The 16,939-nt window shown below is 45.7% G+C and carries 10 protein-coding genes; 1 reads left to right on the forward strand and 9 read right to left on the reverse strand.

What is annotated here, in order from left to right; translation table 11 throughout:
• Nucleotide 1 precedes the first annotated feature (1 nt).
• From O3Q51_08190 to O3Q51_08200, 3 genes are read right to left on the reverse strand one after another with little or no spacing between them, the layout of a single operon-like run.
• Entirely contained in the window at nt 2-1,156 is a 1,155-nt protein-coding gene (locus O3Q51_08190; GenBank protein ID MCZ4408783.1) for an efflux RND transporter periplasmic adaptor subunit, read from the reverse strand.
• 4 nt (nt 1,157-1,160) lie between these two features.
• Entirely contained in the window at nt 1,161-2,495 is a 1,335-nt protein-coding gene (locus tag O3Q51_08195; protein ID MCZ4408784.1) for a TolC family protein, read from the reverse strand.
• A gap of 4 nt (nt 2,496-2,499) precedes the next feature.
• On the reverse strand, nt 2,500-3,120 hold the full coding sequence (locus O3Q51_08200; GenBank protein MCZ4408785.1) for a TetR/AcrR family transcriptional regulator: 621 nt from the start codon (nt 3,118-3,120) through the stop codon (nt 2,500-2,502).
• 415 nt (nt 3,121-3,535) lie between these two features.
• Between O3Q51_08200 and asnS the strand changes: the two genes are divergently transcribed.
• Nucleotides 3,536-4,960: an asparagine--tRNA ligase gene (gene asnS / locus O3Q51_08205; GenBank protein MCZ4408786.1), complete on the forward strand. Its 1,425-nt coding sequence runs from the start codon at nt 3,536-3,538 to the stop codon at nt 4,958-4,960.
• Here asnS and O3Q51_08210 read toward each other — a convergent pair.
• The 6 genes from O3Q51_08210 to O3Q51_08235 form a co-directional block, all read right to left on the reverse strand.
• Complete coding sequence (locus tag O3Q51_08210) at nt 4,957-5,829, reverse strand: metal ABC transporter permease (GenBank protein ID MCZ4408787.1); 873 nt, start codon at nt 5,827-5,829, stop codon at nt 4,957-4,959. The genes asnS and O3Q51_08210 overlap by 4 nt on opposite strands.
• On the reverse strand, nt 5,826-7,094 hold the full coding sequence (locus O3Q51_08215; GenBank protein MCZ4408788.1) for a metal ABC transporter permease: 1,269 nt from the start codon (nt 7,092-7,094) through the stop codon (nt 5,826-5,828). Before O3Q51_08215 ends, O3Q51_08210 begins: the two co-directional genes overlap by 4 nt.
• Nucleotides 7,095-7,098: 4 nt before the next feature.
• Nucleotides 7,099-7,881: a metal ABC transporter ATP-binding protein gene (locus O3Q51_08220; GenBank protein ID MCZ4408789.1), complete on the reverse strand. Its 783-nt coding sequence runs from the start codon at nt 7,879-7,881 to the stop codon at nt 7,099-7,101.
• Nucleotides 7,878-8,774 carry a zinc ABC transporter substrate-binding protein gene (locus O3Q51_08225; GenBank protein MCZ4408790.1) on the reverse strand — a complete coding sequence of 299 codons (897 nt, stop codon included), beginning with the start codon at nt 8,772-8,774 and terminating at the stop codon, nt 7,878-7,880. Before O3Q51_08225 ends, O3Q51_08220 begins: the two co-directional genes overlap by 4 nt.
• Nucleotides 8,775-8,828: 54 nt before the next feature.
• Nucleotides 8,829-9,806 carry a PorP/SprF family type IX secretion system membrane protein gene (locus tag O3Q51_08230; GenBank protein ID MCZ4408791.1) on the reverse strand — a complete coding sequence of 326 codons (978 nt, stop codon included), beginning with the start codon at nt 9,804-9,806 and terminating at the stop codon, nt 8,829-8,831.
• 30 nt (nt 9,807-9,836) lie between these two features.
• Nucleotides 9,837-16,939 (reverse strand): PKD domain-containing protein (locus tag O3Q51_08235; GenBank protein MCZ4408792.1); only part of this gene is annotated, 7,103 nt, incomplete at its 5' end.

The following is a 16,939-nucleotide window of genomic DNA, read 5'->3' on the forward strand; positions in this document are numbered from 1 at the left end:
GCTATACGGTAGTTTTTTTCACTTTATCGCCGTCTCTAACCGTTCGAGAACCTTTATCGATTAGCTCATCCCCTTCAACTATTCCTTCTTTTACAACAGTTTTTCCAAGGTGTGAAGGGCCCGTCTTTATCTGAGTTTTTCGGGCAACTAAATCACTGTTTTCATCCGCTTGAAGCGTGAACACATAATCATTTCCTTCACCATCTTGCATGATGACAGATGAAGGAACCACAATCGCGCTTTCTTCGGTGTAATCATTCACTTTTAAAACCACCAGGGAATTTGGCCGCAAAACAGCCACTTTTTCTCCTATATCTACCCTGATTTCAAATGATCTGTTCGCCGGATTAATGTAATCTCCAACCCTGGAAATAGCCGATTTGATGGTATCGTTTCTGTTCACAATCACCCATACCGAATCGCCTTTCGCGATGTCGCCCATATAGCGCTCTGAAATGTCTGCATTCACGTATAGCTCATCTGTATTGACCAGCCTTACAACGGGTACGGCCATTCCAACCAACTCTCCGACTTTGGGGAAAATCTTGTCTACCACCCCGTCAAATGGAGCAACAACAGACGATTTTTGTCTTTGCTCGCTCAACGTCGCCAGAGAGTTTTCAAGTGATTCTTTTCGGTTTTTCGCTTCCAGGTACTGCACTTCACTACCAATATTCTGCTCCCAAAGTCGCTTTTGTTTTTCATACAGCGTTTCGGCTAGACTAAGCTGAGTTCTTACCTCAGCCATGTTTCGATCGATCAACTCCACATCTTGTAAAACCAATGTTTGGCCTCGTTTAACGGTTTGTCCCTCCTTTACTACGATAGACTTAATCACCCCTGAATTTTCCGCATAGATGGTTGCAGACTTATCGGATTGCACATTTCCGTACACTTCAAAAAAGTGCTTAAACGTATCTTTTCCTATTTCAATTCCCGTTACGAGCTTGTCTTCAGTGGTGGAATCCTTTTCAGCTATTTCGCGCTCAAGAACAAGAATTCTGTCGTCCAATTCGCCTCGAAGGACTTTAAGAGAATCTCGCTCAGATTTCAACTTTTGCAAATCACCTTGGGGCGCACCTCCGCATGCAACTACTGCAATAGCAATGAGCCCTAGGCTGAATATCTTCACTGCAGTTTGTCTTATTGATCTCATGTTTCTATAATGTGTTTAATGCTTTGTCAAGTGCTTTTTTAGCGTTGAGCAGCTCGAGCGCCGTTTGAATGTATCTGGTCTGTTCTTGAAGCAATTGATTTTCAGAAATGTTTAACTCAAAACTGTCTGCCACCCCTTCGGAATACTTGATCGTTGTCTTTTTACTAATCCTTTGGGCCAATTCGAAACTCCGCTTTTGGTTTTCCCAATTTTTGAGGGCAGCCTCGTAATTGCTTCTAGCCTGAACGATTTCTAGTCTCAACCCATCTTCCGCTTGGCGCAATTGCATTTCGCTTTGTTCGTATGCTATTTGAGATTGCTGAAGCTGACGCTTACGCTGAAAACCGCTGAAAATGGGAACATTCAAGGTTAAGCCCCAAACCGATGTTGGAAAAAAGTTATCGGCTGAAGAATCAAAAAAGTTAAACTCGTTGCTCTGCCCGAGTTGCTGGTAGCTAACGAATCCATTCAATGAGGGATAAAATGTTGCCTTATCTCCTCTTATCTGAAGGTCAGCCAAGGATAGATTGGTCTTGGCCAATAAATAGTCAGGATGGTTATAAAGATCAGGCTCCTGTTCCAGATACTCAGGAGAATTATTCAAAACAACCAAACTCTCTATATCATCTGTGAGAGTAATCTCTGTGCTGATCGGAAGACCCATAATATAAAGCAAAGCCTGTCTCGAAATGATGAGTATTCTTTCCGTATTGTCTCTACTGATGATGAGTTTGTTTCGGTTCAGCTCAAGCTGATCAACATCTTGCTCTTCAGTCAATCCATTTTCATAAAGCGCTCTGGTTTCTTCCAACGTTTTATCAAGATTGGCAACATTTTCGGTGAGGATGTCAAAGTTAGCCTGCGCCAATAGTGTGGTGTAATAAGCATCTGCCGTAGCGAGCTTAATATCCTGAACGGCCTTACTCTTTTGGATGCGAGAAAACTCAACCACCGTCTTGGCCGCCTGAAGACCAATGAAGTACGTTCCATCAAAAATTAACTGAGTAGCTTGAATGGAACCGTTCAAATTGTAATTCACCCCAAACTGAGCTTCAATAAATTCTCCAGGCTCCTGCCCCAACTGCTCAGATGGAATAAGCTGAGTGGGAATCTCAAGAAAATTCTGAAACTGAGCTTGTGCATTTACCTGTGGTAAACCAATGGCAATTACTTCTTGTACCTCTCGCTCCTTTTTCAAAAGGTTGAACTCGGCATCTCTGGTGGCGTAACTACTATCTACAGCTATCTGAATAGCCTCCTCCAGCGAAACAGCCAGAGACTGCCCCATTAACTGCGCAGATAGAACCAAACCTAGAAAAGCCAAAATGAATCTGGTCATGGTGTTAGTTTAGTTTATGTTGGTTTTTTTCAATGTATTTTAATCCTTCATTGCTCGCGATCCCGCGGACGTGGTGAATGAACATTTGGCGGTAGACCTCCACTAAATCATAGTCATTCAATGAAAACAGGTTGGGATCGAAAATGATATTCAAACGTGCTACCCAGAGTTGGGTCATCAATTCCACATTCAAATCCTTTCGGTATAACCCTTCCTTAATTCCACGCTCCATATTGTGCTTCATCACCACTCCCACAAATTCGTGTCGAAGATTTTGCATGGTGTTCCATGCATCCGGGTAGTATTTCTCCAGATCATAAAAGATGGAAGGGTGAATGTTCTTCAAATCTTCTACTATGTGTTTGGAGATTTCAAAGTTCTCCTCAATAGCATTGAGGCCTTTGCTCAATATTTCTTTAACGGTGTCCTCCGTTATGTTGCAATCGTGCTTAAGGCACCTCGTTACCAAATCGTTTTTATCCGAAACGTATTGGTAAAGAGTCTTCTTTGACATGCGCATGTGCTTCGCAATGTCATCCATTGTAACGCTCTTGATGCCGTAAGTCATGAAGACTTTGATGGCATCGGCGATAATCTGCTGCTCTTTATCTACTTGTGTGCTCATAAATTGGGACGACAAATGTAGAACACATTTTACACATAGGAAACGTTTTAACTATTTTTTGTTTCCTGCGGTGTTCTAAACATGATGCATTTCTAAAAAATCATGTTGATTTTAGCTTTTTCTTCCGGTCAGTACTTGCTTTAATTGTCACGTCACACTCCATATGAAATTGAAAGGGTTCGATCCCCTTTCAATTCTCAACTGTTTTCCCAAGTGCAGCGTAATCAAATTATGCAGACGACCAGCGGGAGCGAATAATTTGATTAGCGTGTCGAAAGGTCGCTTAGCTTTTTCAAAAGCGACCGAAGAAGCACCTAGGGAAAACAAGTGAATTTTGGTTCTTTTCTTCTACGGGAAAAGAACAAGTCAAATAATCACCAAAAAGTTCGTTGTTTTGTACCCTCAAAACTGAGCAATGGCAAGCATTAAAGAGATTTTAAATAAGCCCACAATCGGCGAATCAGTAAGAATTTCGGGTTGGGTACGCACTTTTCGAAGCAATCGCTTCATCGCTTTGAGCGATGGATCGGTGATCCAAACCATTCAAGGAGTCGTGGACTTTGAGCAGATGGATGAAGCGATTTTAAATCGAATCAATACAGGTACAGCCCTTACCATGACCGGGAAACTGGTGGAAAGTCAAGGAAAAGGACAAACGGTTGAAGTTCAGGTGGAGTCTATTGAAATTCACGGTGATGCCGATCCCGAGGAGTATCCGTTGCAGCCCAAAAAACACAGCTTGGATTTCCTTCGCGAAAAAGCACACCTGCGATTTCGCACGAATACTTTCGGAGCGATATTCCGTTTGCGGCACGCGCTGAGTTTTGCCGTTCACAATTACTTCAACGAAAGAAACTTCTTTTATATCCATACGCCCATTATTACGGGTTCTGATGCTGAAGGTGCGGGTGAGATGTTCCGTGTGACCACTCTTGATCCGAAGAATCCTCCCACTACTGACGATGGAAAGGTGGATCATGATCAAGACTTTTTTGGAAAGGAAACCAACCTTACGGTTTCCGGGCAACTTGAAGCGGAACTAGCGGCTCTCGCTTTGAGCAAAGTATATACGTTCGGACCTGCCTTCCGTGCTGAGAATTCAAATACTTCTCGACACCTCTCTGAGTTTTGGATGATAGAGCCAGAAGTGGCTTTCGCCGATCTCACCGACAATATGAATTTAGTGGAAGACTTCCTCAAATACTTGGTGAGCTATGCTTTGAAAAATTGCAAGGACGACTTGGAATTTCTCGCTCAACGAGAAGCGCAAGAAGAAAAGTCGAAGCCTCAGAACGAACGCAATGCTATGGGATTGATGGAGCGATTGACCTTCATTTCTGAAAATGATTTTGAACGATTGACTTACACCGAGGCGATTGATATCCTTCGAAATTCAAAGCCTTTCAAAAAGAAAAAATTCAAATATCCGGTTGAATGGGGAAAAGATCTTCAGAGCGAGCACGAACGGTATTTGGTAGAAAAGCACTTTGAAAAACCTGTAATTCTTACCGACTATCCCGCTTCGTTCAAAGCATTCTATATGCGTTTGAATGACGACGAGAAAACCGTGGCAGCCATGGACGTTCTGTTCCCGGGTGTGGGTGAAATAACCGGTGGTTCTCAACGTGAGGAGAGGCTCGATGTGCTCAAACGACGATCGTCAGAAATGGGCATTGCCGAGGAAGAATTGTGGTGGTATCTCGATACGCGAAAATATGGAACGTGCAAGCATGCAGGTTTTGGGCTGGGCTTCGAAAGATTGGTGATGTTCGTGACGGGAATGACCAACATTCGCGATGTGATTCCTTTTCCGAGATCGCCGAAGAACTGCGAATTTTAATTAGCTGCAGCCTGAAGTATCTTCTTATTTTTTAGAATGTGAACTCTCTTTACGGCCAAGACAAGGACGAAAAGTATTCCCGAGGCGACTGCCATCGCTCCCGAAATGGAAGAATTCCACCATGTGGCGAGGTAAAATCCGCCTACCGCTGATAGGGTTCCAAAGAGAACGGTATAAGCCATCATGGTCTCCACTTGTTTGCTGATCAGGTAAGCCGTGGCAGGAGGAACGACCAAAAATGCAACAACGAGAATGGCCCCGACTGCATTGAAGCTAAGCACAACGGTAAAGGATACAGCCCCCATTAAAACATAATGCCAAATGTCGGTTTTGATTCCAAGTCCTGAAGAAAAAGCAGGGTCGAAACTCGTGATAAGAAACCCGCGATGTCCCACTCGAAGTAAAATAAGAATGGCAATCAAGTTGATTCCCTGCAGCCAGACGGGGGCGGGTCCTAAGTCCGTAGAAAAAAGATACAATGTGTCGAAAGGCACATAAGCAATGTCTCCGTAAAGCACACACTCTTGATCCAGATCCACATTTCCCGAAAAAGCAGAAACCAGAATGACTCCGATGGCAAATAGCCAAGTGAAGGTGATCCCTATTGAGGCGTCTGATTGGATTCGTGCCTTTTTGTAAAACACCTCGATCATAAAGGTGGTAAGCAGTCCAAACATGGCTGCACCAAGCAAGGTGAAAAATGAACTTCTGGACTGAGCAACGAGATACGCAATCACAATACCCGGTAAAACGGCGTGGGAAATGGCATCGCCCACCATGGCCATCTTTCGCAGGATAAGGTATACACCTAGCAGGCCGCAACTCACCGCCACCAAACTACCCTCTATTATGATCCAAAAATCATTCATCGCTGCATGTCTTTTATTCCTGGAATTTTCGAGCTGTGCGGATCCAATTCGGGGTAACCCAAATCCTTGAGGAGTTCGCGCTCTAGTTCGGGAGTAATAATGTGCTCAATAGCCTCAGCATCGTGGTGCACGTGGTCGGGAGCAATGTTCATCCGCTCGTTCAGATAGAGTTCCCACAAGCGATGAAGACGCACTACACGAGTGGCTTCGCTTCGGCCGGTGGTAGTCAATCCATACCTATTCTCTTTGCGGAGCAAAAGGCCCTTTTTAGTCATTCTACTCAAAAGCAGCTCCAACTCCTTTCCCTGAAATCGTCTGGACCTCAATAGCTGGGGTCGGGAATAAAAGAGGTGCTCATTTTTCTCTCCCAACGAATAAAAAAGCTTGAGCAAATTCTCTCTTCTGACTTTTTCTTGGTGCGCCTTTCGTTTTCTCGATCGCTGCAGCATGCCTTTGCCTGGAGCAAAAACAAAGGCCATAATTGCGATGATGCTCAAGACCATCACAATCCAAGGCCCCGTTGGCATCGATAGAGCCAATGACGAAATGTAGACCCCAATTAATGAACTGATAATCCCAATGATCATCGCCAGGATTATCATATGGCTCAACCTTCCTGTAAAGAATCTTGCAGCCGCTGCCGGCGTAATAATCAAGGCGGCCATCAGCACGACACCAACGGCTTGAATACCAGAAGCCACCGCCAGAACAGTAAGCGAAGACAAAATGAATTGGATGCCCTTAACAGGTAAGCCAATGGCTTTGGCAAAATCGGGATCGAAAGAGTATAATTTTAGATAGTGATAAGTCAGCACGATGAGCAAAATCAAGGCCGCATCGACCGCTACAAAAAGTGTGATATCAGCAGGTAGCATCGCGGCAGCTTTCCCGAAAAGAAAGGCCTCCAACCCTGACTGATTGCCATAGTTTGACTGTTGCACATGGGTAAGCAAAACGATCCCAACGGCGAAGAAAACCGTGAGTACGATAGCAATGGCCGTATCAGGTTTAATCTTAGAGTTTTTTGAAATAAAATCGATACTAAGCAAGCCCAGCCAGCCTGCCACAAAAGCTCCCGGAAAGAGAATCCAGATATCTTTTTGACCGGTAAACATAAAAGCCAACACCACTCCCGGAAGAAGTGCATGTGCTACGGCATCTCCTACTAAGGCTTGCTTTCTCAAAAAAGAAAAAACCCCAACCGCAGAAGCCCCTGCACCGATCAAAGCGCAGCCAATCATCACCCATGTAAAGTTGCCACCCATTGGATTACTCTTTCATATCCTTTTCACGGATAGGATACTCTTTCGACTTTATTAAATCAGCGATTCGACTCAATACATTCAGCTTTCCGCCATAAGCGGTTCTCAAATTCTCTTCGGTGAGCACGTCCTCCTTAGGGCCCGCCGCCACCAATCGAGTATTCAAGAGAATAACCCAATCAAAAAATTCCAAAGCTGTGTGCAAATCATGGTGAACCATGATCACCGTTTTTCCAGCCGTTCGCATCTCTTGCAAAATATTGAGAATGGACTCCTCGCTGGCAGCGTCGATTCCCACAAATGGCTCATCCATGAGGTAGACATCGGCTTGCTGAGCCAGTGAGCGAGCTATAAATACTCGCTGCTGCTGTCCTCCCGAAAGTTCAGAAATCTGACGGTTTCGGTAGTCATACATACCCACCCTTTTCAGCGAATCAGTCGCAATTTCTTTGTCTGATTTTGAAAGTCGACCAAATAAGCGACCCTTGCGGTAGCGCCCCATCATGGTGATGTCCATTACAGTGGCGGGAAAGTCCCAATCAACCGATTGCCTCTGTGGAACATAGCCGAGACGCTCGCGCACCTTATCGGGATCTTTTTCAAAAACCTTCACGTAACCGCTATCGGTTTCCAATATGCCCATTGCCGCTTTAAGCAAAGTGGTTTTACCCGAACCATTCGGCCCGATAATCCCCACCAGTTTTCCTTCGGGAATTTCGAAATCAATATCCCAAAGCACGGGCTGCTTGTCATAGCTCACCGTGAGGTTATGTGCTTCAAAAGCGATCATTGCAACGCTATTTTTATAGTTTCTACATTGTGGCGCACCATTTTTTGATAGGTTTCAGCGCCGCTTCCTTCCGGGCCAGGGGCGTCAGAATAGAGGGTTCCACCGAGCTTCAATTCACCTCCTTTTTGGCGAACGCCCGAAACAACGGCTTCCATGGATCGGGATGAAATACTCGACTCTACGAAGACTGCCCCAATCTGCTCAGCGATAATTAAATCTACCATTTGCTCTACATCTTTCAAGCCGTATTCGGCGGCGGTAGAGATTCCTTGAAGTCCAAGAACACGAATTTCGTATGCCCGACCGAAATAGGAAAAAGCGTCGTGAGCGGTGAGCAAAACCCGGTTCTGAATTGGAATCTCCGCCATTTCAGAAAGGGTCCAGCGGTGGAGTTCATCTAAATTCGACAAATACTCCTCTGATCTCATCGAGTCCAAAACTCCCAGTGTTTTCAGTTCAGGAAACGAGGCTTCCAAAACATGTTTCCAGAGTTGAACGTCAAACCAGATGTGCGGGTCTGGATAATCGGAAGTGCCATCGGGCAAAATAAGTTCGGCATCCGAAAGAGTAGTTCCGAGTAAAATGACAGGCTTGCGTTTTGACATCTTTTCGAGGATATCCTGCATTCGTCCTTCCAGATGCAGCCCGTTTGCGACGATTAAATCAGCTTCCGCCAAATAATCAAGGCTTTGCTTAGTGGGTTTGAAAAGATGCGGATCTGTGCCGGGACCCATGAGTGATACCACCGATACGCTCGTGTCGAGCATAGCTTTCATGGCATCGCCTATCATGGAGGTCGTTGTGACAACCAAAAAACGCTTTTGACTTTGATCATTTTGGCTACAGCCAAATGCGAGTAAAATCAGCAGTATAAAAAAAATGTGCCTTCTCATGAAGGCACAAAGATCACCATTTTTAGATTAGTCTAAAAATATTGATTGAATAGTCTAATAAATCGCTCTCGACGTTCTTCTTCCAGGTCGATAGATCACTGAAAACTCGAGGGCACCACGGTTTTGTGAATAGTCACTCAATTCAGACGTATTGATGTCATATGAGATTCTGAAAATATTTGAGTTGTGCCTGATTCCAGCATGAAGAATCAAAGCATCTGATGTACGGTACCCCAATCCACCAATAGCTTGGTAGGCCGTTCCTTCTATTTCGTAATGCCCGAGCACAGTAGCGAGAAATTGATTTGACTCCCGTTGTCTCATGTATAAGACAGACGCATCCATGAGAAAACTTCGGTTCACTTCAATTCTGGCACCTACGTTACCCATCCATCGCATTGGAAGCCTTGACTCCTCTTCGCCGATGAATGACTCATTGGGCATAGTGAGGTGAAATACGGCTAGGTCAGCAAAGGGATTGACTTTCTTCGTTCTATCCGTAGACTTGTAGGCAAAACCGATATTGGCATCGATCATAAATCTGGATGTCCTGTCGAAATTCTCTCTGGTCGGAAGATCGCCATCGAAGATAAATCCATCGTATTGCGCGTCGAAAATCAAACCACTCGTGTTCACCCTTTTGTAGAGAATCCCCAATTGAACTCCCGTTGAAAGGATGTACTTGGTCTGATTAGGGTTGGTAATCTGATAAGCTCCTGACGCTAAAAAACTTGAAGAATTAATCACGTTAGCAGCATCAGTATTTACAAATGACCCTCCGAAACCAAAACGATCTCCGGTTCCTAAGTCAAATGATACACCGAACGTATTTATACTAGTGGCCAATGAGCTCCACTGTGTTCGGTATAATGCTGCTACTCTCATATCTGTGAATTTCAGCATCCCCGTATTGGCGGGATTGAAAAGAATTGGAGCAGCTTGGTACTGCGAAATCTGCGCGTCTTGAGCTTGGTTCTTCTGCGCGAACAGAAGAGCCAAAGCTGCAAGAGTTGTTACTAGTTGCTTTTTCATGATGGGGACTTTTTTAGTTCTTCTCATAGCTTATCTGAATAAATTGATTCGCCCTGAGTAGTCGAAGGTTTCTCCTTCAAGATTCGTGGCTTTAATGGTATACACATAGACTCCTACGGGCACTTCACTACCGTTTTCAGTACCATCCCAACCTATTTCCTGATCGGTAGTTTGGAATATCTCTCGTCCCCAGTTATCATAAACCTTAAAGTCGAGTGTGATGAATGGCCCTCCACGTACGAAGTACACATCGTTGGTATTGTCACCGTTTGGCGAGAAACTGTTTGGCAATCGTGGTGGAAGAACCGTTTGGCCCTCTACCTGTAGAGATTGCGATACTGAGTCAACACACCCGGTGGTACCTGTAACGGTCAAAGTCACAAGGTAATCTCCTTCATCAGGGTAGCTGTACGTCGGATTTTGCTGTTGAGTAACCCCTAAACCGTCTCCGAAATTCCAATTCCATTGCTCCGCAAGAGTGGACTCATCATCAAAGATGAAGTCGAAATTGATCGGCGCCCTCGTTTGGTTGACAGAGAAGCCTGCCTGTGGTCCTTGAACCACATTGATCAACTGCGTTGTAGTATCTGTACAGCCAATGCTGCTTTCAACCACGAGCTGAACGGTTTGACTACCTTCTGCATTGAAGACAAACGTTGGGTTCTGTTGATTATCTATATTTCCGTTTCCGAAATCCCAGACATACCCGTCTATCTCGCCTTCAAACACTTCTGTTGCATCAGTGAACTGAACCGGTGATCCGACACATGCATTGGAAGCGGTAAAGGCTGCCGAAAGCGGCGCACTGATGTTCACCAACACCGTATCTGTTCCTTCTGCACAGCCTTCAAATCCTGTGGCCGTGAGAATGATTTGCACCTGCTCGGCGATTACATCTGCATTTCCGAATACATACTCCGGAGCAAACTCATCACCCGTGTTCAAGAATATACCATCACCTTCTGTAGACCATGATATGGTTTCGAAGTTTTCAGCACTTCCCGACATGCTCAATAGACCTGAAGTCTCGCAAACAAATTGGTCGGGACCCGCAGAAACTACCGGCGCAGGGTTGATGGTGAAAAGTACCATGTCAGTTGCAGCCTCACAAGGACCATTGTTGGCCGAAGTGATTATCAATTCTGCAAACCCTACAAGGATGTCGTTTTCTCCGAATACATAGGTCGCATCAAGACTGGTATTGTCCGGCTCAAATGTTCCGAAAGACGTTGTAGACCAAACTGCTTCTCCAGTAGACGAAATTCCACTGAGCTGAACGCTTCCGTCAGTAGAGCAGAAGGTTTGATCCGCTCCGGCACCCACAGTTGCAGGCTGAGTGAAGGTAACTTCGAAGTCCGCAGAATTTGATCCGCACACACCATTAGAGGTAGCAGTGAGTGTGAGAGTTGTTACTCCCGCAGACAATTCTGCTGCCGAAGGGGTGTAGGTAACCTCTTCGCTGACATTGTCAGGTGAGAATGTTCCCGCTCCTGTTGACGTCCAGATAAATGAATCCTCGTCAGACACATTACCATTCAATTCTACAGCAGGATCAGAAGTACAGACAGACGCTTCCGCAATGATCTCAACACCTGGCACTCTGTCCACACTCACGACGAGTGAGTCAGTAAAGGCCGGGCAGCTACCGTTTCCTTGGGCAGTCAAGTACAGTGTTACCGTACCTGCGTCCAAATCGGTTTGAGCCATTTCGTATTCAGGGTTAAGTATATCACTCTGAGGAGTGAAAGTACCACCGCCTGAAGTCGTCCAGTTAAAGTTTGATGATCCGGATACGCTTCCTCCTAATTGAACTGTAGCTTGATCTTCACAGATTTCCACATCCATTCCGGCATTGGCTGATACTGCGTCAGAGAATGTTACTTGCATCTGATCACTCGCACCTGCACAAAGACCATTTTCGTATGTATTCAGAGTCAGAGTGGCTCCGCCAATGATACTATCAGCCTGTGAAGGCATATAGATTGCAGTGAGAACACTGTCATTTGGCATGAACACACCCGAACCTGAAGTCTCCCATACTCCACCCGAAGCAGCTGTTACTGATCCAAGGAGTTGAACTCCTTCAATGGATCCACAGATTACCGCATCGGCCCCGGCATTGGCTTCGGGAAGAGATTGGAATGTTACTGTAATAGTTGCTGAACCTTCATTACAAAGTACGCTGTTGGTAGATGTCAATGTGATCTCTACAGAACCGACATCCAAATCGGTTTGACTCGGCTCGTAGAAGGCATTGAGAGCAGTATTGGTCGGGAAGAATTCCCCTGTCCCGGTGGTGCTCCAAATACCTGTATTACTGTCTCCATTCACAACTCCATTGAGGTTAACTAAATCCTGTGTTTCACAAACTTCAGTGTCCTCTCCAGCATAAACAAATGCTCCATCTCCAAAGCTCAATTCAAAGCTATCGCTGGTCTCAGAACAAATTCCATTGTTGGTAGATGTAAGCGTAAGTGTTACGGATCCACCGTCGATGTCATTCTGAGAGAAATTGTAAACAGCATTTAAGCTAGTTGCTGAAGGTGAGAATGTTCCATCACCCGTCGTCATCCATACTCCTGTAGTGGTTCCTTGGCTCACTTCTCCAAAGAGTTGTGTGCTTCCAGCCTCGCTACACACCACTTGATCCGGTCCAGCTTCTACTTCGATACCTGTATTGATGTCAAGGAAGAGTGAATCCGCATCAGCAAAGCAGTTTCCATTTCCTGTCGTTGTCAAGATCAAGAATACTCCACCTGCGTCAATATCCGCCTGACTTGCCACGTAGAACGTGCTCAAATCATTGTTATTTTGGAATGATCCTGAACCTGTGGTTGCCCACTGACCTCCGAGAGCGTCGGTAACAGTTCCTGAAATCGCAAATGGTATCACAGTTCCACACACTGCTTGATCATCTCCTGCATTTGCCTCAGGGCCATCTATAAAATTGAGGGTCAAGAAGTCAGAAGCTTGATTACAGCTATTAGTAACTGTCGCAGTTAAGTTCACCGATCCATTCACCAAATCATCTGTACTTGGAACATACGTTGCCGTGATGCTCGTGTTGTTTGGTGTGAAAGAACCCGTTCCTGTAGTACTCCACAGCACTTCATCCCCTCCGTTGATGGTGGCAGAAACTTCTGCTTCAGGAGCATTATCACAAGTCGTAATGTCTTCGCCTACATTCACCGTTCCCTGAGGGAAGATCTCGAGAATCAAGGTGTCTGTGACAGCCGTACAATTTCCAACGTCAGTTGACGTCAATACAAACTCTATGATTTGATTAGTCACATCTGCCGCAGAGAAAATATACTCAGCATTCAAGTCAGATGCGTTCGGTGAGAATGTACCTGAACCATTGGTCGTCCAAACTCCTGTATTGTTGGCTCCTGATACAAGTCCGTTAAGCATAACAGATGTTTCAGAAGAACAAACAGTAAGATCTGTACCTGCATTTACCTGTGGCTCTGGTGTAAATGTTACCACCATGTCATCTTCAGCTTGGTTGCATGAATTCACTTCAAAAGTGAATGTCACAGAACCATTGGCCAAATCATCATCACTTGGAATGTAGTTCACATCTGTTCCTTGATTGTTCGGTAAGAAGACTCCCGTTCCTGATGAAATCCAGAATCCTTCTGTTGCAGCACCTCCGATAACTCCGCTCAAAGTAATGTTAGCGTTGTTTTCACAGATAAACTGATCTGCACCCGCATCAGCTGTTCCCGCAGGTAGGATGAAGACTGTCAAGTCATCACTCACAGCGGTACAGTTTCCATTATTGGTAGATGTAAGTGTTAAGGTTACTTCACCAATTAAAGAGTCAGCTGAAGAAGCAATATATGACGCATTCAAGTCGGAAGCGTTCGGTACGAATACACCCGTTCCGCTTGTCGTCCAAGTTCCATTTGTTGATCCACCTGATACTTGACCAGCCAGAGTCACCGTTAGGTCATCGACACAAGCGAAGAAGTCTTCTCCTGCCTCCACGACCGGAGCCGGAGTGAACGTGATAGTCAATTGATCAGAAACCGGCACACAATTTCCATTTCCGAAAGTTGTGTAGGTCAAGGTCACTGAACCATTTGCCAATTCTGATGGTGATGGTGTGTAAAGCGCATTCGGTGCTGTATTATCAGGCACAAATGATCCTGCTCCACCACTCCAGCTTGCTCCATCGGCTACCGTGAATGATGCAGCCAATTGAGCATCAGGATTGTTTTCACAAATCGTTTGATCTATACCTGCATCGATTACCGGTGCCGGTGTAAATACGATCGTAATCTGATCTGATACTGCATCACAATTTCCGTTTCCAAGACTCGTCAAAGTCAAGGTTACACTACCCGCTGCAAGTTCAGCAGCTGTTGGTTGGTAACTAGCAGTAAGGGAGTTATTACTTGGCGTAAAGCTACCAAGGCCTCCACTCCACTGGCCACCTGCAGCGAACTGCACTGACCCGCTCAATTGAACTGTGCTATTGTTGGCACAAACTTCTTCATCGGCTCCTGCGTCCACAACCGGTGACGGTGTAATAGTTATCGTCATTTGATCCGTTACCTGGGGACATACTCCAGTACCCACAGACTCTATAGTAAGAGTCACGAATCCATTTGTAATCTCTGCAGGTGAAGGTGTATAGATTGCATCTGCACTCTCATCATTTGGATTGAAGAAGCCTTGTCCTCCGGTCCACTGGATACCAGTGGCATTGGTAAATACACCCTCCAACTCTACGGTTGGATTGTTAGCACATGAAATCAAGTCTGTACCTGCGGCTACCGTCGGTATAGGATCGAAGAAGATGGTCACCTCATCCGATTCAGGCAGACAATTTGCATTGCTTGTGGTAGTCAAAGTAAGTGTCACGCTACCATCGGCAATTTCTTGAGCCGTAGGCGTGTAAATGGCATTTGTATCAAGGGCATTCGGAGAGAAAGATCCACTTCCTCCTGACCAGATAACACCACCCGCTACTGTGAATGCTCCATCTAACTGAGCGTTAGGAGTGCTTGCACAAAGCGTAATATCATCTCCGGCGTCTACTGTTGGTGCCGGTGTAAAGTTGATGACCAATTCATCGCTTTCTGCCAGACAGTTACCGTTTCCTGTAGAAGTCAAGGTTAAAGTGATACTACCTGCAGCAATCTCGGCCGAAGTTGGTGTATATACTGCATTCAGCGTTGTGTTGTCCGGGGTGAATGTTCCCAAACCTCCAGTCCATTGTCCACCGGTAGCATTGAGTATCGTAGCATTAAGCTGTACCTCAGAATTGTTTGAACAGATGTCTTGATCCGCACCTGCAGAAACCACCGGCTCAGGATCAATGGTAATTGTCATCTGATCTGATTCAGGCAAGCAATCTGCATTTCCTGTAGTCGTCAAAGTCAACGTTACCGTACCTGCTGCTATTTCTCCTGCAGATGGAACATATGTTGCATTCAATGAGTTTGCATCCGGAGTAAAGGTTCCGGAACCACCACTCCAAGTTGCACCTGTGGCTACAGTTATGAATCCTGTGAGTGTTACCTCTACATCGTTGGCACAAACCGTTTGGTCTATACCTGCGTTTGCAGTCGGTGCGGGCGTAAATGTGATTTCAATGTCATCTGAAACTGTCTCACAATCTCCCGTTCCGGTAGTTGTCAAAGTCAAGACTACACTTCCTGCTGCAATTTCCGCTGCTGTTGGTGTGTATTCAGGGTTTAATACGTTGGCATTCGGGCTAAATGACCCTGCTCCGCCTGTCCAAGTTCCACCTGTAGCTATAGTAACTGCTCCTGATAATTGAGCCACGGCATTATTCGAACATACTTCGAAGTCAGCTCCGGCATCGGCTGTTGGGGCATCACCAAACGTATAGGTCACATTATCGGTAACTGCGATACAGTTTCCGTTTCCTGTTGAAGTCAGCGTAAGCGTTACGCTTCCTGCTGCGATTTCACCATTGCTCGGTGTATATGTCGCGTTCAATGTGTTCGCGTCAGGGGTAAACGTTCCCGTTCCTCCACTCCATACTCCACCAGTTGCGATACTCACGGAACCATCGAGTACTATTTCAGCGTTATTCGAACATACTTCAGCACCTACTCCTGCGTCTACTACCGGTTCTGGTGTAATGGTAATAACCATCTGGTCAGATTCAGGATTACAATCTCCGTTTCCAGTTGTAGTCAACGTTAAGGTAACCGAACCAGCAGCAATTTCAGCAGCAGTCGGAGAGTATATCGCTCCCAACGTGTTTGCATCCGGAGTGAATGTTCCGGCACCGCCAGACCATGTTCCACCTGTTGCTATGTTCACATTTCCGCTTAGTGTTACATCTGCAGCATTTGCACAAACCGTTCTGTCAAGACCGGCATTGGCAGAAGGAGCAGGTGAGAATGAAATCTCAACGTCATCACTTACCGGCAGACAATCCCCATTTCCGGTAGTTGTCAATGTAAGAGTTACGCTTCCTGCTGCAATCTCGGCCGCAGTTGGGCTGTAAACAGCGTTCAAGGTGTTGGCGTTCGGGCTGTATGATCCGGCGCCGCCTGACCATGATCCACCTGTTGCTATGGTAACTGCTCCTGAAAGCGCTGCATCGGCGTTATTCGAACATACTTCGAAGTCAGCTCCTGCATCAGCAGTAGGCGCAGGACCAAATGTGTAGGTAACATTGTCAGTAACCGCAATACAATTTCCGTTTCCACTAGAAGTCAACGTCAAGGTCAATGATCCTGAAGCGATTTCACCAGCACTTGGGGTGTATACTGCGTTGAGGGTGCTTGCATCAGGAGTAAATGTTCCTGATCCACCACTCCACGTTCCTCCCGTGGCAATAATCACTGATCCGTTAAGGGTGATCTCAGGATTGTTCGAGCAAAGCTCAACTCCAACTCCCGCATCAACCGTAGGTTCAGGAGTGATCGTAATCACCACATCATCTGTAGTTGGATTACATGTTCCGTTTCCTGTTGTAGTTAATGTCAACGTTACCGTTCCTGCTGCGATCTCTCCCGCACTTGGCGTGTAAGTTGGGTTCAGGATGGTTGCATCACTGAATACTCCTGCTCCTCCACTCCAGGTTCCACCGGTAGCTATCGTTACAGACCCGTTTAGACTTACTTCTGCATTGTTTGCACAAACAG

This window comes from Cryomorphaceae bacterium 1068, assembly GCA_027214385.1.
GTDB lineage: Bacteria > Bacteroidota > Bacteroidia > Flavobacteriales_D > Cryomorphaceae > JAKVAV01.

What these genes read in the sequence shown, in the direction of transcription:
- O3Q51_08190 (MCZ4408783.1), bottom strand. Translation starts at nt 1,156, where the DNA reads ATGAGATCAATAAGACAAACTGCAGTGAAGATATTCAGCCTAGGGCTC.
- O3Q51_08195 (MCZ4408784.1), bottom strand. Translation starts at nt 2,495, where the DNA reads ATGACCAGATTCATTTTGGCTTTTCTAGGTTTGGTTCTATCTGCGCAG.
- O3Q51_08200 (MCZ4408785.1), bottom strand. Translation starts at nt 3,120, where the DNA reads ATGAGCACACAAGTAGATAAAGAGCAGCAGATTATCGCCGATGCCATC.
- asnS (MCZ4408786.1), top strand. Translation starts at nt 3,536, where the DNA reads ATGGCAAGCATTAAAGAGATTTTAAATAAGCCCACAATCGGCGAATCA.
- O3Q51_08210 (MCZ4408787.1), bottom strand. Translation starts at nt 5,829, where the DNA reads ATGAATGATTTTTGGATCATAATAGAGGGTAGTTTGGTGGCGGTGAGT.
- O3Q51_08215 (MCZ4408788.1), bottom strand. Translation starts at nt 7,094, where the DNA reads ATGGGTGGCAACTTTACATGGGTGATGATTGGCTGCGCTTTGATCGGT.
- O3Q51_08220 (MCZ4408789.1), bottom strand. Translation starts at nt 7,881, where the DNA reads ATGATCGCTTTTGAAGCACATAACCTCACGGTGAGCTATGACAAGCAG.
- O3Q51_08225 (MCZ4408790.1), bottom strand. Translation starts at nt 8,774, where the DNA reads ATGAGAAGGCACATTTTTTTTATACTGCTGATTTTACTCGCATTTGGC.
- O3Q51_08230 (MCZ4408791.1), bottom strand. Translation starts at nt 9,806, where the DNA reads ATGAAAAAGCAACTAGTAACAACTCTTGCAGCTTTGGCTCTTCTGTTC.